This window comes from Janthinobacterium sp. BJB304 (assembly GCF_002735765.1).
In the GTDB taxonomy this organism is placed as follows: Bacteria; Pseudomonadota; Gammaproteobacteria; order Burkholderiales; family Burkholderiaceae_D; genus Janthinobacterium.
In genome coordinates, this window is sequence record NZ_PDZN01000013.1 from 41,696 (window position 1) to 64,121 (window position 22,426).

The following is a 22,426-nucleotide window of genomic DNA, read 5'->3' on the forward strand; positions in this document are numbered from 1 at the left end:
CTACACTCGTCAGACGCACCAAAATCATGCTGCATAGCAGCAGGAATCGCCTGAAAACAAGAGTATGCCGCAGTTTGCGCAAAGCCGCTTTGTAGGGGGCGGCGCAGGCGTGGCGGCGCCGCCCCGGTGGCCCGGCGACAGTATTTTCGTATTATTACTACCGGTTTTTACTGCTCAGGAGGGCAAGCCTTCGCCCAGCAGGCTGGCGGGTGCCGGCTGGTCCGAGCGGTAGGCCGCATTCCACGCGTCGAGGCCGCCATGCAGGGGCTTGGCCCGGTGAAAGCCGTGCTGGTGCAGCAGCTTGGCCACTTGCGCGGCCGTCACGTCGTTGGGACAGCTGCAATACACGATGATGTGGCGGTCCTTGTCCATCGCGATCATGGTGGGCACGGGTTCCTTGCCATTGAAGAACAAGGCGCCCGGCACGGCCGGTTCCAGCGCTTGCGCCGTGGCGCTGCGCGCGTCGACCATCAGCGGCTCTTCGCCCTGCTCTATGAGTTCGAGCAATTCGTCGATGCCGATGCGCTCGATCTGCAAGGCCTGGCGGAAACGCCGGCGTTCGAGGAATTTGTACAGCAGGAACAAGCCCAGCAAGGCGGCCAGCATCAGCAAGGCCGTACTGCCCATGGTGCTGAGCAAGTCCAGCACCTGCTGCACGCTGGCGTGAAAGATCACGCCGACGGCGATGCCGGTGCCGCTCCACAGCAAGGCGCCCAGGCCCGCATACAGGAAGAACAGGCGCGGCGGCGTGCCGAGCGCACCCGACATCGGCGCGGCCACGGTATTGAATCCCGGCACGAACTTGGAGACGATCAGGGCTTTCGGGCCCCAACGCTTGAATTTGTCTTCCGTCTGGCTGACGCAGTAATCGGGCGACAGCGAGATGCGGCACAGCAGCCGCAGGATGCGCTTGCCGAAATGGCGGCCCGCGCGGAACCACGTGAAGTCGCTGATCAGGCAGGCGCCCAGCGCGGCGGCCAGCACCAGCCCCCCATTCATGTCGCCATCGACGGCCAGCGCCCCCGCCACCACGAGAATGGGAAAGGCGGGAATCGGCAAGCCGAGCTGCTCCACCAGCACGATGCCAAAGACAATCAGGACACCGTAATGTTCGAGCAGATAAATGAGGTTGGGCATGGCCGCTATCTTACCGTAAAAAGCCCCCTACAACTGCACGCCCTTCGGTATGGCGCTCAATAGGGTGCGCGTGTACGGATGCACGGGATTGCGGTACAGCTCGTCCGAATCGGCCAGTTCCACCACTTGCCCCTTGTGCATCACCATCACCTGGTCGGCGATGTATTTCACCACTGATAAGTCGTGCGAAATGAAGATGTAGGACAGGCCGAATTCATCCTGCAAATCCTGCAGCAGGTTGAGCACCTGCGCCTGCACCGACACGTCCAGCGCCGACACGGATTCGTCGCACACCAGAATCTCCGGCTGCATGGTCAGGCAGCGGGCAATCGCGATGCGCTGGCGTTGGCCGCCCGAGAACTCGTGCGGATAGCGGTGGAAAGCCTGTTCCGGCAAGCCGACTTTGTCGAGCAGCCAGTAGGCCTTGGCGATGCGTTCCTTGTCATCGGCGCCGATCTTGTGGATGCGCATAGGTTCGAGCAAAATCTGCCCCACCGTAAAGCGGGGATTCAAGGACGCATACGGATTCTGGAAGATGATCTGGATGCGGCGTTTATAGGGCAAATACTCTTTGTTCGGCATGGCAATCAGGTCCTTGCCGTGGAACATGGCCGTGCCGCCCGTGGCCTGGTGCAGGCGCAGCAGGGTCAGGCCCACCGTCGTCTTGCCGGAGCCGGATTCGCCCACCACGCCCAGGGTTTTTCCGCGCGGCAAAGTGAACGACACGTCCTTGACGGCCTGGAATTCGCGCTTGCCGAACAGGCCCTCGCGCGTATAAAAGCTTTTACTGAGGTTATTCACCACCAGCACCGGTTCGTCCCCCGGCGTATAGCCGCGCGTGCGCTGTTTCACCTCCACGCCGGGTCCCGCCTTGCCCTCCATATAATCGGCGATGACGGGCAAGCGCCATGGGCGCTCGTCCAGCGAGGGGCGGCAATGCAACAGCGCTTTCGTGTAACTGTCTTGCGGCGCTTCGAATACCTGGCGCACTTCCCCCGTCTCGCGCACTTCGCCGTGGCGCATGACGATCACCTGGTCGGCGATCTCCCCCACCAGGCCCAGGTCGTGGGTAATGAAGAGCACGGACATCTGGTGCTTCTTTTGCAGCGCCGCGATCAGGTCCATGATCTGCTTCTGGATCGTCACGTCCAGCGCCGTCGTCGGTTCGTCCGCGATCAGCAGTTTCGGCTCGCAGGCGATCGCCATGGCGATCATCACGCGTTGCTGCTGGCCGCCCGACATCTGGCTCGGGTAGGCGTCGATCTTCGTGGCGGGGTCGGGTATGCCCACTTCCTCCAGCAATGCCAGGGTACGCGCGCGCGCCTGCTTGCGGTTCATGCCCATGTGCTGGCGCAATACCTCGGCGATCTGGAAGCCAACGGTGAAGACGGGGTTCAGCGACGACATCGGCTCCTGGAAGATCATCGAGATATCCTTGCCGCACATGGTGCGCCGCTCGGCGATCGACAGTTGCAGCAGGTCGCGCCCGCCGAAGTGGATGCGCGATTGCGGATCGATGATGGTGCTGTCAGGCGGCAGCAGGCCCATCACGGCCAGGGAGCTGACGGACTTGCCGCTGCCCGACTCGCCCACCAGGGCCACGGTGCTGTTGCGCGGCACGTTGAACGAGATGCCCTTGACGGCTTCGAACGTGGTCTTCTTGTCCAGGCGGAAGGTGACGCGCAGGTCGCGCACTTCCAACAGGTTATTCTGGTCCATGAGCAACTCCTATTTCACTTTGGGGTCGAGCGCATCGCGCAAGGCATCGGTAAACAGCGAGAACGCCGTCACCAGCACGGCCATCGCCGTGGCGGCAGCTGTCAGCTGCCACCATTTGCCCAGGATCAGTTCATTTTGTGCCTCATTGAGCATGCTGCCCCACGAGACGGTGCCTACCGGCACGCCAAAGCCGAGGAAACTCAAGATCACTTCCGCCTTGATGAAGCCCACCACGAGAATCGACATTTGCACCAAAGCAACGTGACTCACGTTCGGGAAAATGTGCGAAAACATCTTGCGCCAGTGCGAGGCGCCGATGGCGTCGGCCGCCATCACGTATTCGCGCGCCTTGTGCTTGATGTATTCGGCGCGGATCAGGCGGTATGGCCCCGTCCAGCCCGTCAAACCGAGGATCAGCACGATGGTCAGCACGCCCTTCTGCTGCAGCACGGCCGCCACCGTCAAGATCATCAAAATCGACGGGATCGACGTGAAGATGCTGTAGAACCAGTTGAAGAAATCATCAACGATGCCGCCGAAGTAGCCGGACACGGCGCCAAACAAGGTGCCCAGCACCACGGCCAGCAAGGCCGCCACCAGGCCCACGACGATCGACGTCTCGCCGCCCTTGATGGTTTTCTGCACGATATCGTGGCCCCACTTGTCGGCGCCGAACGGCAAAGTTGCCGCCTTGTGCGCGATCAATTTTTTCGTCTTGCCCATGCCGGCGCGCAAGGCCGTCAAGTCGTCGGCCAGCGGATCGGTGACGCCGTACATCTCGACGCCGGCAGATGGATTGCTGCCCATCTGGGCGCGCAGTTCGGCGATATCGTCGGCCAGCGGGTCGAGCACGTTGACGGGTGTCGGCGCGCTGCGCTCGTCGGACTGGGGAATGGCGCCGTCGGCGGCGCCGGCCGCATCCTTGTCGGCACCGACAAACGTGGGCGGCGCATAGCTGACGGCCACTTCGTCTTCCCAGTTCGCCGCCACCAGGCCGCTGGCAGACGCCAGCACCAGCAGGAAAAATGCGCCGACCACGGCCAGCGATACCATTGCAATCTTGTCGCCGCGCAAACGGCGCCACGCCAGGGCCCACAGGCCGGGCGATGTATGAGGTTTCGACATCGTCTCTTTCTACTTCAGTTGTACGCGAGGATCGACCGCCTGGTACAGCAGGTCGGTGAGCAGGTTGAAGAGCATGGTGGCGGCGGCAACATACACGGTGATCGCCTTGATCACCGGAAAATCGCTGCGCTCGACGGCCAAAATCACTTCACGCCCGATGCCGGGGATGCCGAAGAAACGTTCCAGCAGGAAAGCGCCGATCAGCAGGGCCGGCAAGTTCGACATCACATAGGTAATGATGGGAATGCCGGCATTGCGCAGCACGTGGACCCACATGATGCGGCCTTCCTTCAAGCCCTTGGCGCGCGCCGTGCGCACATAATCCTGATTCGCCTCGTCCAGCACGAAGGTGCGGAACAAGCGCAGGGTCGGTGCGATGGACACGGCCAGACCGATCAGGATGGGCAGGGTCGAATAGCGCAGCAGGTTTTCCCAGAAGCTGTCGCCCCAGCCCTGCACGGGGAACAGGCCCAGTTTATAGGCGAAGCCGTACTGGAAGACGATGATGTAGACGAGGATGGAAATCGACATGCCCACCGTGCAGGCGATCATCACCATGCGGTCCGTCAGCGAACCGCGCACGAACGCGATGGCCAGCGCCAGCGCCACGCCGAAGAACGTTTCCAGCACGGTCAGCGGGATCAGCACCATCATCGACGGGCCCAGGCGCGAGGTGATGATGTGCGACACGGACTCGCCAGTCGCCCAGCTCTGGCCGAAATCAAAGGTGACGATCTGCTTGATGAAGATCCACAGCTGTACATAGTACGGCTGGTCGACGCCGAGCTGGCGGCGGATGTTGGCGATGCTTTCAGCACTAGACATCTTGCCGGCCAGGATGTAGGCGGGGTCGCCGCCCACCCAGTTAAACAGGATAAACACCAGCAGGACCACGCCCAGCATGGTGGGCAGCATCTGCCACAAGCGGCGCAGGATATAAGCAAACATAATGATTCCTTGTCGTATATGGTGTTAAAAGCGGCCGCGCTTATTTTTTAGCCGAGTCAGCCGCAGGCGCCACCGGCGCGCCCGTGCTGTCGATATCCATATACGCCCATTCCTGGAACAGGATAGGGTGCTTCTTGTAGCCGAGCACCGACTTTTGCGCCAGCATGTTGCGGTAGCGCGCATAGCCGATCAGGGCGCCCGCATTGACTTCAAGGCGGCGCGCCATCTTGTGGAACAGCTCATCGCGCTCGGGGCTGGCCGGCATGGCCTGGCTGGCCGCGTACCATTTATCGTACTCGGGATCCTGGTAGCAGCCATTGTTGTTCTGGTGCGTGTTGGGGCCGTAGAACAGCTGCATGAAGTTGTCGCCGTCCGGATAGTCGGCCAGCCACGGCGCCGTGCGCGTCTGCATCTTGCACTGCTTTTCCGTCTTCAAGATATCGGAAAAGATCATGCGGTCGTTTTCCATGCGGATGCCCAGCGAGTTGTACGTCTTGCGCCACATTTCCGCCTGCAGCACGCCATTGGCTTCGTTGCGCGAGGCGTAGCGGATCAAGAGCGGCTTGCCGTCCGGCAAGGTGCGCCAGCCGTCGGCGCCCTTCTTGTAGCCGAATTTATCGAGCAGCTTGTTGGCCAGCACGGGATCGTATTGCAGCAGGGATTTATAGTGCGGGTCGTAGCCGACGACACCCGGAGGGATCGGATAGTCGAGGCGTTTGGCCTGGCCATTCCAGATGATGCGGATTTCTTCATCGATATTGTGCGCCATGGCAATGGCGCGGCGCAGGGCGATCTTTTCCTTGCTGAAGCCACCCAGGGTGGGGTCTTCCATATTCCAGTAGTAATAGCTGATTTCCGGGTCCAGCAGACGCGACAGTTGCACGCCCTTCTCCGCCAGCTCGGGACGCAACTTGCCATTCAGCAACGCCTTCGGCGCCAGCGGGCCGTCGAGCCAGAACACGTCCGTGCCGCCGCTCTGGAACGACAGCCAGCGCGACTGGTCTTCGATCATCACGGAAATTTCGATGCGGTCGATGGCGGGAATGCGCTTGCCCTGCATCTGGCGCACGATGCGCTGGTCGTCCGGGTCGTCGCCGGCCATGAAATTCCATGTCTCGGGCAAATGCTGGGGGTTACGGTTGAGGACGATGCGGTTGCCGCGCGTCCATTCGCCCAGGGTGTAGTAGCCGGTGCCGACGGGATTCGAGCCCACTTCGCCCTTCACGTCGCCGTATTTGTCCACCACTTCGCGCGCCACGGCGGCCGTCGGCACGTAGGCGAGGATCATGGGGAAATTGAAATCGGTCTTGGTCAGCGAGATGCGCAGGGTGTACGGGTCGAGGATTTCCAGCCCCGCCACCTTCTTGCTGTAATCGAGCTTGTTCGACTTGGCCGCATCCTTGGCCAGGTCGTCCAGGCCCACCACCTTGCCTTCGAACAGCCAGCTGTGCGGCGACGCCAGGCGCGGGTCGAACAGGCGCTTCCACGAATACACGTAGTCGGCCATCGTCAGTTCGCGGCGCTTGCCGCCGAACGCGACGTCAGGCGTGTACAGGATGTCTTTTTTCAGGCGAATGGTATAGGTCTTGCCGTCGGCCGACACTTCCGGCATGGCAGCCGCCGCGCCGGGCACCACCTTGACGGGGCGCGCCAGGTAGTCATAGGTGTACAGGGTGTCAAAGACGGCCTGCGTGATGTGGTTCGAATACAGGTCGCGCGCGGTGGCCGGATCGAAGCCCGTCTCGGCGGCCGGCAGGATATAGCGCAAGGTTTTGACCGGCGCGGCCGCGGGGGCGGCGTCAACGGCCACGGCCGCCAGCGGCAGGGTGGCCAGGCAGGCGAGCAGCGCCACGCGCCGCATCCATGGTGACTTCATGTAATACCCTTCATCTCGATTATCTGTCGCACCGTATTGGTGCGCTTGTACTGGCTTCCCCCTGGGATACAGGATTCCACCGCCAAAACCAGTCCATCCTCGCAAGATCTATGCCTTGTTCATCGCCAGCCGGACCTGCAAGCAGGCGAGCCGGAAAAAGGCGTAACGATAACGCATATTCCGTTCGCCGGGCGAAAAGCCGCAGCACTGGCGTGGCGTGGCGCCACGCTCACCTGCCTCGCCGGGAGAATCTTCCGCAGCGCAACAAAGACAGGTCGCCGCCATGAAAAACCGTCCTGGCAGTAACCCTTACGGCTTCGAATGACAGCCGTTTTTATCGCAGTACGGAAAATGCGCATCGCAGTGCAACATTGAAATAATTGCAAATATTGAAACATGCCAACATTATAAAAAACACTGTTGTTTCCATGCTGAAAGCGGGTGTGTGCGCGTTGACAAGGTTTCTCGACAAATGGTCTTATCGATCACGACGGCTCACACGATATGCCGTTTGATCCATAGCGATTGCCGACGCAGCAATCTTTATCACCCTGGCAAAGCTGTGCCGCACAAGGGCCGGCCGAGCATACTTTCGGAGTTCTGAGAATGATGATGGAAACAGTGATGTCCCGCTCCGTACGCCTGATTTTTTCGGGTAGCGTAGCAGCGCTCAGCCTGGGCATGACGGCTGCGCCGGCAATGGCGCAAGACGCCAATGTACAACGTGTGGAAATTACAGGATCGAGCATCAAACGGGCCACGGCCGAGACCGCATCGCCGGTGCAGGTCATCACCCGCGACGACTTGATGAAATCGGGCAAGGCCACCGTCGCCGAATACCTGCAAACCCTGACCGCCGATGGCGCCGGCTCCCTGCCGACGGGCTTCGGCAACGGCTTTGCCGCCGGCTCCACGGCCATCTCGCTGCGCGGCCTGGGCGCCACCTCGACCCTGGTCTTGCTCAATGGCCGCCGCATGGCGCCGTTCGCGCGCGCCGATGACGGCCAGAAAAGCTTTACCGACCTGTCCACCGTGCCGATGCAGATCGTCGAGCGCATCGAGATCCTCAAGGACGGCGCATCGTCGACCTACGGCGCGGACGCCATCGCCGGCGTCGTCAACATCATCCTGCGCAAGGACTTCGAAGGCCTGACCCTGAAAGGCGACACGGGCATCTCCGGCGACAGCGACGCCAAGCAGCACCGCGCCTCGCTGACCTTCGGCAAGGGCAACCTGGATACGGATAAATTCAACTTCGTCCTCAATGCCGAATACAGCAAGTCGGACATGCTGATGAACAACGACCGCGCCGGCCGCAAATGGATAGGCAAGGCCGACCTGCGCCCGTATGGCTATGCGATCAACACCCAGTTCGCCGGCGGCTACATCAACGGCAACAACGATGCGAATGCCGCGCCGACGGGCCTGATCCGCGACCCCGTCACCAACAACTATGTGTCGCTGCCCGGCTGCTCCAGCTTGTCCGTGTCTTCGCCGCAAGATCCGAAGGGCGGCTGCCTGTGGCACCACGACCAGTTCCGCTCGATGCAGCCGAAGATCGAATCGATCAACCTGTACACGCGCGGCACCTGGCAAGTCAATGCCGATACCCAGGTGTATGCGGAAGCGGGCTACTCGAAGCGCGATACGGCCTTCACCCTGATCCCGCCCTCGATCACGCCGACCATCGCCTTCCCGCCGAATGCCACCAGCCCGACTGGCGTCGTCAACTACGGTTCCGGCGCGGGCACCACCATCGTGCTGGCCGCCAACCACCCGCAAAATCCATACGGCGTGCCGGTGCGCGTGCGCTACCAGGCCTTCGACGTGGGCGCCAGCACGCGCCAGGCCAACAACGAATTCAACCGCATCGTGCTCGGCGTCAAGGGTAACGCCATGGGCTGGGACTACGATGCCGGCTATACGCACTCGGAATCGAAGCTGCACCTCGATTACAGCAATATGCTGAACATGGCTGTCGTCAAGGATGCGCTGGGCAATCCGAACAGCCAATATTTCCCGTACTACATCGGTGCGCAGGCGGGCAAGAATCCCGCCTCGCTGTACGCGGCCATGGTGACGAACGCCACCTCCGATTCCACTACCAAGCTCGACATCATCGACTTCAAGGCCTCGCGCGAGCTGATGCAGTTGCCGGGCGGCGCCCTGGGCCTGGCCGTGGGCGCGGAACACCGCCGCGACAAGCTCGACAATCCATCGCTGTCGGGCACGCAGTACGGTTCCATCAACTCCAGCTATGTGGCGGCCAAGGGCGACAGCAAGGTCTCGGCCGTGTTCTTCGAAGTGCTGGCACCCGTCATCAAGACGGTGGAATTGTCGGGCGCCTTGCGTTACGACAAATATGACCGGTTCTCGTCGACCACGCCGAAACTGGGCGCCAAGTGGACGCCGCTGAAGACCTTCGCCGTGCGCGGCACGTATTCGGAAGGCTTCCGCGCGCCAGGACCGGCGGAAAGCAATGCCAACTCGCAATCGACGGGTACCTCGACCGTGAGCGATCCCGTGCGCTGCCCGGGCGGCACCCGTTTGCCGGGCGCCAATGCCAGCGATTGCGAACTGCAGGTGGCGGCCGTCAAGATCGGCGACCCGAGCCTGAAGCCGGAAAAGTCCAAGGGCTACACCCTGGGCCTGGTGTGGGATCCGTTCAACGATACCAGCCTGTCGCTCGATGCCTGGAAGATCAAGCGCGAAAACGAGATCAACCCGCTGCCGTACAACGAAGCGGCCGCCCTGCCGACGGCCGTCCGCGCCGACAACAACCTGACCATCAATGGCGTGGTGGTGCCGAACACGGGCACCTTGCTGATTACCAAGGCACCGTACCGCAACTCCAGCTACACGGAGATCAAGGGTATCGACCTGGACGTCAAGCAGCGCGTGCGCCTGGGCGACTACGGCCGCGCCACGTTCGGCCTGACCTGGACCCACATCGCCTCGTGGGTGCGGGCCGAGTCGGCCACCGTGCGCTACCAGTTCGCCGGCACGCATGGCAATTGCGATACCTCCAACTGCGCCGGCACGCCGAAGGACAAGATCAATCTGACCGGCTCGTGGGACCTGGGCAACTGGAACGTCAGCGGCGTGCTGAACTACCGTTCGGATATGAAAAATATCAAGTTTGAAGGCGATCCTTGCGCCTCCAAACTGGCGAACGGTACGCCGGCGCCGAACGGTTGCAAGCTCGCCTCGTTCACCACGCTCGACCTGTCGAGCCGCTGGAACGTCAACAAACAGTTGCAACTGTTTGCCTCGATCAACAACGTGACCGACAAGATCGCCCCGCTCGACCCGCTGACCTACGGCGGCATGAGCTATAACCCGATGGATGCCAGCGGCGCCATCGGCCGCTACTTCAAACTGGGCGCCAGCTACAAGTTTTTCTAAGCATACACCCGTATCCTGGCGCAAGGCGGTGAGCAATCACCGCCTTTTTTTTCATCCGCGACTGTGGCGCAAGGCACTCATCCACACGCCTATTGCGCCAGCGCAAACCTGACCTGCTGTGCGCCTGTAAAACTCCCTTGCAGGCCACTTGGCCCATGACCAAGCCACAGGAGTGTCAGATGACGCAAACCCGCAGTCCCTCCCCTACCTTGCGCCTGTTGTGCGCAGCCCTGCTCGGCGCGTATGGCCATGCGGCCATGGCGCAGGACACCGGCGCCGCCGGCGAGCCTGCCGCCATGCAGCGCGTCGAAGTCACCGGTTCCTCGATCAAGCGCCTCGTGTCGGAAACGGCGACGCCCCTGTCCATCTTCAAGGCCGAGGATTTCGCCAAACAGGGCCTGACGACAGCCCAGGAAGTGCTCAGCAAGATACCCTCGAATGCGTCCAGCATGGGCAGCGGCAATGCCGTCGGCGGCAATACCAGCGGCTTGCCCACGGGCGGTCAGGCCAGCGCCGACTTGCGCGGCCTGGGCGGCGACAAGACCCTCGTGCTGCTCAACGGCCGGCGCATCGCCAACCATCCGTATGACGGCGCCAGCGTCGACCTGAACATCATTCCGATTGCCGCCCTCGAGCGCGTCGAAGTGCTGCGCGACGGCGCCTCGGCCATCTACGGCACGGACGCCATCGGCGGCGTCATCAACTTCATCACCAAGCGCTCCGTCAACGTCACGAACATCACGGCCGAAGTGGTCGTCCCCGAACACAAGGGCGGCGGCGAGCACCGCATCAACCTGTCGACGGGTTTCGGCAAGCTCGACACCGACGGCTACAATATCTTCGGCGTGCTCGACTACCACAAGCAAAACGTGCTCACGTCGCAGGACCGTGCCTTTTCAGCCACCGGCATCGTCCCCTCGCGCGGCCTGTCCATTACCAGCGGCACGACATTTCCTGGCAACTACTTCGACGCGGCGGCCAACGGCGGCAATGGCCTGGCCGGCAACCCCTACGCGGCCAGCGGCTGCCTGCCGCCGCTGTCGGTGCCGGCCCTGCCGGCGAACGGCACCTGCCGCCAGGATTACACGCGCCAGATCGACAACTTGCCCGCACAGCAACAGCTGGCCTTCTTCGGCAAGGGCGCTTTCAAGCTGGGCGGCGGCCACCTGGCCACCGTGGAATATCTGCATTCGGAAAACAAGGTGAAGGCACGCACGGCGCCGCCGCCGCAAACGGGCCTGATTCTGCCCATCAGCAGCAAATATTATCCGGGCAATGCGGGCGGCGTACCGGCCCAGCCGGGCTTGTCGGGCCAGCCGCTGAGCGTCAACTGGCGCCCCGTCGAGGCGGGCCAGCGGCAGATCGACTCGGACGGCAAGGCCGACCGCCTGGTGCTGGCGCTGGAGGGCGAACTGGCCGGCTGGGACTACAAGACGGGCCTGAGCCATGCGATCAGCAAATCGTCGGAAAAATTCACGAACGGCTATGTGCAGGATGCGGGTTTTGCCGCTGGCGTGCTGAACGGCATTCTGAACCCGTTTGGCGAGCAGGATGCGGCCGGTAAGGCCTACCTGGCCAGCACGGCACTGCGCGGCGAAGTGCAAAGCGCCAAGGTCACCACCACGGGCTTCGACGTCAAGGGCAGCCGCGAGCTGACGCAGCTGGCAGGCGGTCCGCTGGCCATCGCCTTGGGCGGCGAAGTGCGGCGCGAAAAGGCCGACTTCAACGTCAACCGCGACATCGCCGGCCAGGCCGCCAGTTCCGGTCTGTCTGGTTCGCTGTCGAAGAGCGGTTCGCGGACCATCGAAGCTGTCTTCGGCGAAGTCAACTTGCCGCTGATCAAGGACCTGGAAGTACAGCTGGCCGCCCGCTTCGACCATTACAGCGACGTGGGCAGCACCACCAATCCGAAGCTGGCCCTGCGCTACCAGGCCAGCAGCGCGCTGGTGCTGCGCGGCTCGGCCAGCACGGGTTTCCGCGCGCCCACCCTGTTTGAAAAGAATGCGCCGCCGTCGAAGAACGATACCAACGACACCTATGACGACCCGATTTTGTGCCCCGGCGGCGTGCCGCAGCCCGGTGCCAACCCCTTGCGCGATTGCGACTTGCAGCAGTTCAAGCTACAGGGCGGCAATGAAAAGCTGAAACCGGAAAAATCCACCACCTTTGCCGTCGGCCTCGTGCTCGAACCCGTCAAGGAAGTCACGCTCGCCATCGATTACTGGAACATCCATCTGAAGGACAAGATTTCGTCCTTGCCCGAGCAATCGATCTTCGGCAACTACGAGAAATACAAGGCATTGTTCCTGCGCAATCCCGATGGTTCGCCCTACGCGATCCTGGACTTGAACGACAATCTCGGCGAAGTGAAAACGGACGGCATCGACATAAGCCTCAATGCGCTCCTGGCCCGTGGCGCGTATGGCGATGTCAGCGTGTCGGTCGATGGCACGTGGACCCACAAGTATGACTACCAGAACGAACGGGGCGGCGCCTTCATTGCCAACGTGGGCCGCTACGCGGACAACAATCCCGTGTTCCGCTGGAAACATACGGCCGCGCTGAACTGGCGCATGGGCAACTGGGGCGCCACCGTGTCGCAATCGTTCAAGTCCGGCTACACGGATCAGAATCTGGTGGATCCGCAGTTCCGCCACGATGTGCCGTCGTACAGCCTGCTGAACGTGTCGGGCAGCTACGCGTGGAAAGGCTTGCTGCTGACGGCCGGCGTAAAAAACCTGTTCGACAAGGAACCGCCGTTCTCGAACCAGGGCACCTTGTTCCAGAAAGGTTACGACCCGCGTTACACGGACCCGATCGGGCGCGCCTGGTACTTGCGCGGCAGCTATACGTTTTAAGGGGAATTTTCAGGTCAATAGATAAAACAGGCAGCGCCGGCAACAGCGTGCCTGCAACAGAAAAGCGGCGCCATCAGCGATGATGTGCGCCGTTTTATTTTACTCATCTGAGCAAGGCTGACAAGGGTTCACGATACTTTATTGCTGAAGGATTACAAAAAAAACAGGGAAATGTTGCATTTCGTCCAAAAAGTCCGCGTGAAATTGACAATCTGAATCGTGAATGTTTTGATGAGGGCCCAGAAAATTTACAGAATTTTCATTGGTGGATTTTCAAAAAGGCAAATAAATTGTTGGCAAGCAACAAGTTATTTCAAAATAATTGCCGCCTTTATCACAATAACAAGGAATTTCAGATGATGATAGAAAATGTAATATCGCGGTCGCTGCGCCTGATGTTTGCAGGCGGCATGGCCCTGAGTATGCACGCCGCGTACGCACAAGAAACAACAGATGGCACCATGCAACGCGTGGAAGTCACGGGTTCGAGCATCAAGCGCATCGCTTCCGAAGCGTCGCTGCCGGTGCAGTCGTTCAACCAGAAAGACATCAAGAAAACCGGCGTCACCACGGTGACCGATTTCATCCAGCAAATTCCTGCGATGCAGGGCTTCTCCGTGGCCGCCGATTCGGTGGGCGGCGGCGGCGGCGGCGTCACAACGGCCTCGATCCACGATATCGGCGCGGCCTACACGCTGGTGCTGCTGAACGGCCGCCGTATCGCGCCATCCAATTCCGGCACCACCATCGACCTCAATTCGATCCCCCTGTCGGCCATCGAGCGCGTGGAAGTGCTGACGGACGGCGCCTCGGCCCTGTACGGCGCCGACGCCATCGCCGGCGTGGTCAACTTCATCCTGAAAAAAGGCGCATCGCCGCTGGAAATCAATGCCAAGTATTCGCGTCCTGAAGAAAAAGGCGGCGCCAGCAACTCGATCTCGATCAGCAAGGGCTTCGGCGATATCGACGAAGACGGCTACAGCATCTTCGTGTCGGCCAGCCATGACGAACAAAAATCGCTGAAGGCATCGCAGCGCAGCTTCGCGAAAAGCGGCATCATCAATTTCAACGATCCGAAGACCGGCAAGGCACTGCAATTCATCAACGGTTCCTCGCGCTCGGCCCCTGGCAATGCCACGGTCGATTACAAACGCACCGATGCGAACGGTAATGTGGTCATCAATCCAGAGACCAACAAGCCCTTCATCGACAACGTCAATCTGAACCCGTACGCCCTGGCCCATGGCGGCAAATGCGCCGCCAGCAACATGGATTTCTATGGCGACGGCAACTGCTATTTCGATTCGCCATCGACCATCGAAATCAATCCCGAATCGAAGCGCGACGCCATCTTCAGCTCGGGTACCGTCAAACTGGGCAAAACCGGCTTCCAGGGTTTCTATGACCTCGCCTACACGGAAGCGCGCGTCGTCGCCAGCATTGCGCCGTACCCGGCCGATTTCTCCGTCGACGTCGGCTCGCCGCTGTTCAATAAATATCTGGCGCCGAACCTGACGCCGGCGCAGTTGGCCAACGCCACGGGCGCCGTCGCCAAATACCGCCTGTCGGAAATGGGCAACCGTGTCTACGACTACGGCACCAAGGCCACCCACATCGTCGCCGGCATCGATGGCAATGCATTCGGCTGGGACATCAACTCGGCCGTGACGTACTCGAAAAACAAGCAGACGCAGAAATACGTCAGCGGCTTCCCGCTGGCCGACAAATTCGACGCGCAAGTAGCCGCCGGCAATATCGACCCGTTCGCCTACCCTGTCGGTTCCATGCCGGACGCCATGCGCCAGGCCCTGCTGGGCACGGGCTTCAGCGGCACCTACAACACGCAAACCGTGGAAATGAAAGGCATCGACGGCCGCGCTTCGCGCCCTGTGTTCTCGCTGCCAGGCGGCACGGCCATGCTGGGTGTGGGCGCCGACTACCGCAACACCTCGTACAAGGTGAAGCAGGCCGACGTCGCCAGGCAGGCGCAGATCCTGTTTGACAATGTACAAGTCGACAGCGAATACGCGCGCGACAATGCCGGCGCCTACGCCGAGCTGATGATGCCGATCTCGAAAAAACTGGAAATGACCGGCTCGCTGCGTTATGACCAGATCGGATCCATCGACGACAAGCTGACGGGCAAGACGGTAGGCAAGAAAGAAAACGCCACCACCTGGAAAGTCAGCGGCAAGTATTCCGCCACCAAGAGCCTGATGTTCCGCGCCGCTGCCGGTACCGGCTTCCGCGCCGCCAGCATGCAGGAAATCGCTGGCCCACTGGAAGACTGGGGCGTCACGGGCGGTAACTACCAATGCCCATTGACGGCAGCGAACGGCATGGGCGGCCACCCGCTGGCCGGCTACTGCAGCGGCGTGGGACGCCAGCAGTTCGAAGCCTTCCAGGGCGGCAACCCGGACCTGAAGCCGGAAACGTCGAAGCAATGGAGCATCGGTACCGTATTCGAGCCGATCGACAGCCTGTCGATGTCGTTCGACCTGTGGAACGTGGAAATCCGCGACCAGGTCACGGCGGTTTCGGAAGGCCTGATCTTCAACGATCCTGCCAAGTACGCCAACCTGTTCACCACCAAGCACATCAGCTCGACGGGCAAGGACGTGCTGGCCATCAAGCTGCTGCCGATTAACATCGGCAAGGTGGAAAACCGCGGTATCGACTACGACTTCACCCACAAGATGAAGCTGCTGGACGGCCGCCTGACGAGCCGCCTGATGGGTACCTATCTGCTGCGTTCGCGCTACACGACGCCGGGCACCGATGATCAATGGGAAACCAGCCTGAATCGCTACGGTTCGAACGACAAGGTCAGCTTCCGCAACATCATCCGCGCCACCACCTCGTATGAGACGGCCAAGTTCACGCATACGCTGAGCGCCAGCTACCGCAACGGCTATACGGACAAGGAACAGACGGCTGACGATTGCGCCGTGATCGTGGCCGGCAGCCCTGGCGAATGCTATGGCATCCAGCTGGAAGTGCCGAGCTACACCACCTTCGACTTCCAGACGGCTTACCGTCCGCTGAAGAACGTGGAAATCACGGGCGGCATCCTGAACCTGTTCGACCGCAATCCGCCGTTCACCCTGCGTAACACGGGTTCGCATCAAGTAGGCTACAACCCATCGTACTCGAGCGCCCTGGGCCGCCAGTTCTACCTGAGCGGTTCCTACAAGTTCTAAGCTTCCTGTCAGCTGAAAACTGAAAAAGCCCGGAAAGCTTAGCTTTCCGGGCTTTTTTTCATGCTGCGCGCCATGTTATTCCGCGTCGCCCTGCAAGCGGCGCTGCTTCACGGCCGCCGCCAGGTTTTCCAGCACGGCCACGCTGGCGCTCCAGTCGATGCAGCCGTCCGTGACGGACTGGCCATAGATCAATTCCTTGCCGGGAATCAAATCCTGACGCCCCGCCACCAGATGCGATTCCACCATCACGCCGACGATGCGGCCATCGCCGCCCGCCACCTGGCTGGCGATGTCGGCGCACACGGGGATCTGGTTTTCCGGTTTTTTCGAGCTGTTCGCATGCGAGGCGTCGATCATCAGGCGCGCCGCCAGCCCTTGCGCGGCGATGGCCTTGCACGCCTCGTCCACGCTGGCCGCGTCATAGTTCGGGGTTTTTCCGCCGCGCAAGATGATATGGCAATCCTCGTTGCCGTTGGTCGAGACGATGGCCGAGTGGCCGCCCTTCGTGACGGAAAGAAAATGGTGCGGCTGCGAGGCGGCCTTGATGGCTTCCACGGCGATCTTCACATTGCCGTCCGTGCCATTCTTGAAGCCAACGGGACAGGACAATCCCGACGCCAACTCGCGGTGCACCTGCGACTCCGTCGTGCGCGCGCCTATGGCGCCCCAGCTGATCAGGTCGGCGATGTATTGCGGGCTGATGACGTCGAGGAACTCGGTACCGGCAGGCAAGCCAAGCTCATTGATATCGCGCAACAGTTCGCGCGCCATGCGCAAGCCGTCGTTGATGCGGAAGCTGTTGTCCATGTACGGGTCGTTGATCAGGCCCTTCCAGCCCACCGTGGTGCGCGGTTTCTCGAAGTAGACGCGCATGACGATTTCCAGTTCGCCCGCGAAACGCGCGCGCTCCTTGACCAGCAGGCGCGCATATTCCATCGCCGCCTTGGTATCGTGGATGGAGCAAGGCCCGATCACCACCATCAGGCGGTCGTCCTGGCCGTGCAGGATACGGTGCAGGGCAATGCGGGCGCTGGCGGCGGTCTGTCCGGCTTGCTCCGAGCAGGCGAATTCGCGGATCAGGTGGGACGGCGGGGTCAATTCCTTCATTTCGCGAATTCGCAAATCATCGGTGCGGGGCATCATTTTCTCCAAAATTTAAGGATGGGTAAAACATCTGGGTAAAAAAAAACCGCCATCAGTGGCGGTTTTTTAGAATTTGCTGGGATCTCGTTTTTTGCTGCTACGTGAACCGACCGCTACTCCACCGCCTTTGGGTTGGAATTGCTAAAGTAAAAATAAGCGGTAAAAAAGTGGCGAGCGAACATGCGAGTCATCCGTAAGTGATGAACGACTATAAACCTAAATTGCGCGGGTTGGCAAGCATATTTGTCGGCAAAGCCGCATGCCGCCGCCGTTTTACACTGAAAAATACCTCAAAAAGCATAAAAAGTTGCGCGCTGCCGATGCGCCTCGGCAGGCTGGCAACGCTGTGGCCGCCGTGGCGCGCACGCCACGCCAGCCCGTTTTGACCTTGGGAAGCGACGCACTACTGATGTAGATCGAATCCCCGCCAGGCCGCACGGCCAAGACTGCAAGGTGTACCTCACCTTTTTCTGTCTGACCTTCCGGAGACTCGCATGATCTACAAACAATCTGCCCATCCATTTTCACCGCCACGCATGGGCCTGGCTCTGGCAAGCGCCCTGCTCGCCCTGCCCGTTCTGGCACAGGAAGCGGCTCCCATTGCCCGCGTGGAAATCACCGGCTCGAACATCCGCCGCGCGCAAGCGGAAACGGCGTCGGCCGTGCAAACCCTGAACGCGGCCGACATTGAAAAATCGGGCAAGTCCAGCGTGGCCGAACTGCTGCAGACCCTGGCCGTCGACAATCAGGGCTCCGTGCCCACCACCTTCGGCAACGGCTTTGCCGCCGGCGCTTCCGGCGTATCGCTGCGGGGCTTGGGCACGGCCTCGACCCTGGTGCTGCTGAACGGGCGCCGCGTGGCGCCGTATGGCCTGGCCGACGATGGCCAGAAGGTATTTGCCGACCTGAACATCATTCCCCTGGAAGCAGTGGAACGGGTGGAAATCCTCAAGGATGGCGCCTCGGCCATCTACGGTTCGGACGCCATCGCCGGCGTGGTCAACGTGATCCTGCGGCGCGACTACCAGGGCACGGCCATCAAGGGCAATTACGGCAAAACGAAGGAATGGGACGGGCGCGACGCGCGCGCCGCCATCACGCACGGCTTCGGCGACATCGACAGCGACCGCTACAACGTGCTGCTGAACCTCGAGTACAGCGAAAAGGCCGCCATCTGGAACCGCGACCGGGCCGGACGGGGCGCCGTCGGCCGCAGCGACTTGCGCGACCTGGGCTTCAGCGCGCAGGAAACCCTCAGCGGCGCGGGCGCCATCACCACCAACAACGCGGCCGGCAGCGCCGTCAACGGCAATGTGCGCAATCCCGACACGCTCGACTACTACAACCGCGGCAACCTGGCCGGCGTGGGCTTTACGCGCACCTTTCCCGGCGCCGCATGCGGCAACTTCACCACGCATCCGCAAGGCGACCCGGGCGGCGGCTGCCTGACCGATGCCGCGCAGCAATACGGCCAGATCCAGCCCAAGCAAAAGAACATCAATTTCTTCGGCCGCGCCGCCTGGCAACTGACGCCGGCCTTGCAAACGTATGCCGAATTGAACGTGTATCACAGCGAATCGAACTCGGCCACCACGCCTTCGACGGTCAGCGGTTCGGTCGGCTATCCCGGCGGACCCGTCAGCAATGCCGGCGTGTCGCTCGGTGCTGCGCACCCGGACAACCCGTATTTCGGCACCGCGGCGCGGCTGCGCTACCTGGCGGCCGACGTGGGACCGCGCCTGTCGGAAGTCGACTCCACCTTCACGCGCTTCGTGGCCGGCATCAAGGGTAGCGTGGCGGGCTGGGATATCGACAGCGCCTTGCTTTACTCGCAGAACAAGGTCTCGAACGACTTGAACGGCTATCTGCAGCGCGACGTCGCCTTCGCCCTGCTCAACCCCACGGCCGCCAATGTGGCGGCGGCCAGCCTGAACCCCGCGTATGCGGCCCTGCCGGCGGGCAGCCTGTGGCGCATCGCGGAAAACGCGGGCCTCAATTCGCCCGCGCTGTACGCAGCCCTGTCGCCGCGCATCTCGAACGATGCCAAGACGCATATCGCGCAGATCGACTTCAAGGCCAGCCGCGAGGTGGCCAAGCTCGACGGCGGCGGCCTCGGGGTGGCCGTGGGCGCGGAATTCCGCCACGAAGCGACGGAACTCAAGCCCACCACGGGCACGGAACGGGGCAATATCATTGGCCTCGGCTATTCCGCCTACAAGGGCAGCCGCAACGCCTCGGCCATCTATGCCGAAGTGCTGGCGCCCGTGCTGAAAACCGTGGAGCTGTCAGGCGCCCTGCGCGCCGACCATTTCACGGACGTGGGCAATTCCTACACGCCGAAAGTGGGCGTGAAATGGACGCCCATACGCGAACTGGCCCTGCGCGGCACCTTCGCCAAGGGCTTCCGCGCGCCCAGTGCGGCGGAAAACGGCGTCGGCGGCCTGGCCGCGTTTGCCACCGCCAGCGATCCGCTGCGCTGCGCACTGGGCGTGGAGGCCGCTTGCGATCCGGCTTCCATCGCCGTCATCACCTCGCCCAATCCGAACCTGTCGCCCGAGCGTTCGCGCAGCTATTCCGTGGGCGCCGTGTGGGACCCGCTGCCGCGCAGCAGTATTTCCGTGGACCTGTGGCAAATCCGCCGCAAGAATGAAATCAACCAGGAGCAAACGGATGCGGCCATCGCGGAAGGCCATGTGGCGCGCGACCCGTCCACGGCCACCGGTATTGCCGGCGATCCGGGCGCCATCACGGCCGTGCTGGCCAACTATGTGAATTCGGCGCAGACAACGGTGCGCGGCATCGATATCGACGCCCGCCAGCGCTTCAACCTGGACAACGGCTACGGCAGCCTGACCTTCGACCTGAAGTGGACGCATCTGTACAAATGGCTGCGCACGGAACAGGATGGCACGCAGCGCGATTTTGCCGGTACGCATGGCAATTGCGATGTGTCCAACTGCATGGGTACGCCAGACGACCGCATCAACCTGGGCGCCACCTGGGAACGCCAGAACTGGCGGGTCACGGCCAACGTCAACTACCGCGCGCCACTCGACAACGTGCTGTTCAAGAATGATCCGGACGGCTGCGCCACGCATTTCGCCGACGGCACGGACGCGCCGCGCGGCTGCCGCATCGCCTCGTTCACCACGGTAGACCTGACGGCCCGCTGGCTGGCCACGCCCAAGCTGGAAGTGTTTGCGACGATACAGAACCTGTTCGACAAGATCGCCCCGCTCGACCCGCTGACGTATGGCGCCACGGGCTACAACCCGCTCGACTACGCGGGCGCGGCGGGACGCTTCATCAGTGCGGGAGTGAAATACAAGTTCTGAAAAATCGGGAGCGTAGGTCGGATTAGCGGGGCGCAGCCACGCGTAATCCGACAACCGTGTTGACGCTGCCGGCAGTGGTGTCGGGTTACGCGCCTTGCGCTAACCCGACCTACGCGAGCGCCATGTCAGAGAAAGTAGGTCGGATTAGCCCGGAGGGCGTAATCCGACAACCGTGTTGGCCGCCCCGTGTTCAGAAAAATCAGGCCGTGCCGCCGACCGTGATGCCGTCGAGGCGCAAGGTTGGCTGCCCCACGCCCACGGGCACGCTTTGCCCTTCCTTGCCGCACACGCCCACGCCCGAGTCGAGGCGCATGTCGTTGCCGATCATGGAGACGCGGTTGAGCACGTCCGGACCGTTGCCGATCAGGGTCGCGCCCTTCACCGGGTAGCTGAGCTTGCCGTTTTCGATCATGTACGCTTCGCTGGCCGAGAAGACGAACTTGCCATTCGTGATATCGACCTGGCCGCCGCCGAAGTTGACGGCATACAAGCCGTTTTTCACGGAAGCGAGGATCTCGCCCGGGTCCTTGTCACCACCCAGCATATACGTATTCGTCATGCGCGGCATGGGCAGGTGGGCGAACGATTCGCGGCGCGCGTTGCCCGTCACGGGCATCTTCATCAGGCGCGCGTTCATCGTGTCCTGGATGTAACCCTTCAGGATGCCGTCTTCGATCAGGGTCGTGCACTGCGTGGGATTGCCCTCGTCGTCGATATTGAGCGAACCGCGCCGGCCGGCCAGGGTGCCGTCATCGACCACGGTGACGCCCTTGGCCGCCACGCGTTCGCCGATGCGTCCCGAAAACGCGGACGAACCCTTGCGGTTGAAATCGCCTTCCAGGCCATGGCCGATCGCTTCGTGCAGCAAGATGCCGGGCCAGCCCGGTCCCAGCACGATGGTCATGGGCCCGGCGGGCGCGGGGCGCGCTTCCAGGTTCACCAGCGCCGAATTGACGGCATCGCTGGCATATTGCTCCAGCACGGCATCGCTGAAATAGTCGTAGCTGAAACGCCCGCCGCCACCGGCCGAGCCCGTTTCGCGGCGGCCATTCTGTTCCGCGATCACGGTCAGCGACACGCGCACCAGCGGGCGGATATCGGCCGCCAGCACGCCGTCGCTGCGCAGCACCAGCACCACGTCGTACTCGCCGGCCAGGCCCGCCATCACTTGCACCACTCTGGGGTCTTTCGCCCGCGCCATCTTTTCCACGCGCTCGAGCAGCTGCACCTTGGCCGTGGCATCGAGCGAAGCGAGCGGATCGTTGGGCAGGTACAGCGAGCGTCCGCCCTGCGGCTGCATCCGGCCCGCGATCTTGATTCTGCCGGCGCCCGCGCGCGCAATCGTGCGCGTGGCCGCCGCCGCTTCCAGCAGGGCCCGCTCGGAAATGTCATCGGAGTACGCAAACGCCGTCTTGTCGCCGGACACGGCGCGTACGCCCACGCCCTGGTCGATGGAAAAGCTGCCCGTCTTGACGATGCCCTCTTCCAGGCTCCAGCCTTCGCTCTTGGTCGACTGGAAATACAGGTCGGCATAGTCGACCTTGTGCGTAAACATCGTGCCCAGGGCTTTGAGCAGCTTGTCTTCGTCCAGGCCGAACGGCGTGAGCAGGATATCGCGCGCCACGGCCAGGCTGGACAGATTGGGTTCAAATGGAATCATGGCTATCTTTTCTCAACATT

The 22,426-nt window shown here is 62.0% G+C and carries 12 protein-coding genes; 5 read left to right on the forward strand and 7 right to left on the reverse strand.

The annotated features are described in order from the left end of the window. Nucleotides 1-174 precede the first annotated feature (174 nt). The 5 genes from CSQ95_RS16400 to CSQ95_RS16420 are packed head-to-tail and all read right to left on the reverse strand — an operon-like array spanning nucleotide 175 to nucleotide 6,805. Nucleotides 175-1,137: a VTT domain-containing protein gene (locus tag CSQ95_RS16400; protein ID WP_099410270.1), complete on the reverse strand. Its 963-nt coding sequence runs from the start codon at nucleotides 1,135-1,137 to the stop codon at nucleotides 175-177. 27 nt (nucleotides 1,138-1,164) lie between these two features. Next, a complete protein-coding gene (locus tag CSQ95_RS16405) occupies nucleotides 1,165-2,856 on the reverse strand; it encodes an ABC transporter ATP-binding protein (protein ID WP_070291154.1) in 1,692 nt (563 codons plus the stop codon). 9 nt (nucleotides 2,857-2,865) lie between these two features. After that, nucleotides 2,866-3,981, reverse strand: a complete 1,116-nt coding sequence (locus CSQ95_RS16410; RefSeq protein WP_099410271.1) for an ABC transporter permease — start codon at nucleotides 3,979-3,981, stop codon at nucleotides 2,866-2,868. A 9-nt stretch (nucleotides 3,982-3,990) separates the two neighbouring features. Beyond that, nucleotides 3,991-4,929, reverse strand: a complete 939-nt coding sequence (locus CSQ95_RS16415; RefSeq protein ID WP_070219240.1) for an ABC transporter permease — start codon at nucleotides 4,927-4,929, stop codon at nucleotides 3,991-3,993. A gap of 40 nt (nucleotides 4,930-4,969) precedes the next feature. Continuing rightward, nucleotides 4,970-6,805, reverse strand: a complete 1,836-nt coding sequence (locus CSQ95_RS16420) for an ABC transporter substrate-binding protein (protein WP_257218077.1) — start codon at nucleotides 6,803-6,805, stop codon at nucleotides 4,970-4,972. 624 nt (nucleotides 6,806-7,429) lie between these two features. Between CSQ95_RS16420 and CSQ95_RS16425 the strand changes: the two genes are divergently transcribed. The 3 genes from CSQ95_RS16425 to CSQ95_RS16435 all read left to right on the forward strand — a co-directional run bounded on the left by CSQ95_RS16425 (nucleotide 7,430) and on the right by CSQ95_RS16435 (nucleotide 16,268). After that, nucleotides 7,430-10,210 (forward strand): TonB-dependent receptor, encoded by a 2,781-nt coding sequence (locus tag CSQ95_RS16425; RefSeq protein ID WP_099410273.1) that lies wholly within the window; start codon nucleotides 7,430-7,432, stop codon nucleotides 10,208-10,210. 179 nt (nucleotides 10,211-10,389) lie between these two features. Next, complete coding sequence (locus tag CSQ95_RS16430) at nucleotides 10,390-13,068, forward strand: TonB-dependent receptor (protein ID WP_099410274.1); 2,679 nt, start codon at nucleotides 10,390-10,392, stop codon at nucleotides 13,066-13,068. A 461-nt stretch (nucleotides 13,069-13,529) separates the two neighbouring features. Then, nucleotides 13,530-16,268: a TonB-dependent receptor gene (locus tag CSQ95_RS16435; RefSeq protein WP_180279076.1), complete on the forward strand. Its 2,739-nt coding sequence runs from the start codon at nucleotides 13,530-13,532 to the stop codon at nucleotides 16,266-16,268. A gap of 75 nt (nucleotides 16,269-16,343) precedes the next feature. Here CSQ95_RS16435 and aroG read toward each other — a convergent pair whose 3' ends face one another. Continuing rightward, nucleotides 16,344-17,408 (reverse strand): 3-deoxy-7-phosphoheptulonate synthase AroG, encoded by a 1,065-nt coding sequence (gene aroG / locus CSQ95_RS16440; RefSeq protein ID WP_099410350.1) that lies wholly within the window; start codon nucleotides 17,406-17,408, stop codon nucleotides 16,344-16,346. 203 nt (nucleotides 17,409-17,611) lie between these two features. On the opposite strand from aroG, the gene CSQ95_RS29180 reads away from it, so the two are divergent. Further along, complete coding sequence (locus CSQ95_RS29180) at nucleotides 17,612-17,797, forward strand: hypothetical protein (protein WP_143449991.1); 186 nt, start codon at nucleotides 17,612-17,614, stop codon at nucleotides 17,795-17,797. 108 nt (nucleotides 17,798-17,905) lie between these two features. Continuing rightward, nucleotides 17,906-20,746, forward strand: a complete 2,841-nt coding sequence (locus CSQ95_RS16445) for a TonB-dependent receptor (RefSeq protein ID WP_099410276.1) — start codon at nucleotides 17,906-17,908, stop codon at nucleotides 20,744-20,746. A 199-nt stretch (nucleotides 20,747-20,945) separates the two neighbouring features. Here CSQ95_RS16445 and tldD read toward each other — a convergent pair whose 3' ends face one another. After that, nucleotides 20,946-22,406 carry a metalloprotease TldD gene (gene tldD / locus CSQ95_RS16450; RefSeq protein WP_099410277.1) on the reverse strand — a complete coding sequence of 487 codons (1,461 nt, stop codon included), beginning with the start codon at nucleotides 22,404-22,406 and terminating at the stop codon, nucleotides 20,946-20,948. Nucleotides 22,407-22,426: the final 20 nt, after the last annotated feature.

Bases quoted from the DNA above. Each gene is read 5' to 3' on its own strand.
- aroG (WP_099410350.1), bottom strand. From the start codon at position 17,408: ATGCCCCGCACCGATGATTTGCGAATTCGCGAAATGAAGGAATTGACC.
- CSQ95_RS16445 (WP_099410276.1), top strand. From the start codon at position 17,906: ATGATCTACAAACAATCTGCCCATCCATTTTCACCGCCACGCATGGGC.
- CSQ95_RS29180 (WP_143449991.1), top strand. From the start codon at position 17,612: ATGAACGACTATAAACCTAAATTGCGCGGGTTGGCAAGCATATTTGTC.
- CSQ95_RS16425 (WP_099410273.1), top strand. From the start codon at position 7,430: ATGTCCCGCTCCGTACGCCTGATTTTTTCGGGTAGCGTAGCAGCGCTC.
- CSQ95_RS16430 (WP_099410274.1), top strand. From the start codon at position 10,390: ATGACGCAAACCCGCAGTCCCTCCCCTACCTTGCGCCTGTTGTGCGCA.
- CSQ95_RS16435 (WP_180279076.1), top strand. From the start codon at position 13,530: ATGCAACGCGTGGAAGTCACGGGTTCGAGCATCAAGCGCATCGCTTCC.
- tldD (WP_099410277.1), bottom strand. From the start codon at position 22,406: ATGATTCCATTTGAACCCAATCTGTCCAGCCTGGCCGTGGCGCGCGAT.
- CSQ95_RS16410 (WP_099410271.1), bottom strand. From the start codon at position 3,981: ATGTCGAAACCTCATACATCGCCCGGCCTGTGGGCCCTGGCGTGGCGC.
- CSQ95_RS16415 (WP_070219240.1), bottom strand. From the start codon at position 4,929: ATGTTTGCTTATATCCTGCGCCGCTTGTGGCAGATGCTGCCCACCATG.
- CSQ95_RS16405 (WP_070291154.1), bottom strand. From the start codon at position 2,856: ATGGACCAGAATAACCTGTTGGAAGTGCGCGACCTGCGCGTCACCTTC.
- CSQ95_RS16400 (WP_099410270.1), bottom strand. From the start codon at position 1,137: ATGCCCAACCTCATTTATCTGCTCGAACATTACGGTGTCCTGATTGTC.
- CSQ95_RS16420 (WP_257218077.1), bottom strand. From the start codon at position 6,805: ATGAAGTCACCATGGATGCGGCGCGTGGCGCTGCTCGCCTGCCTGGCC.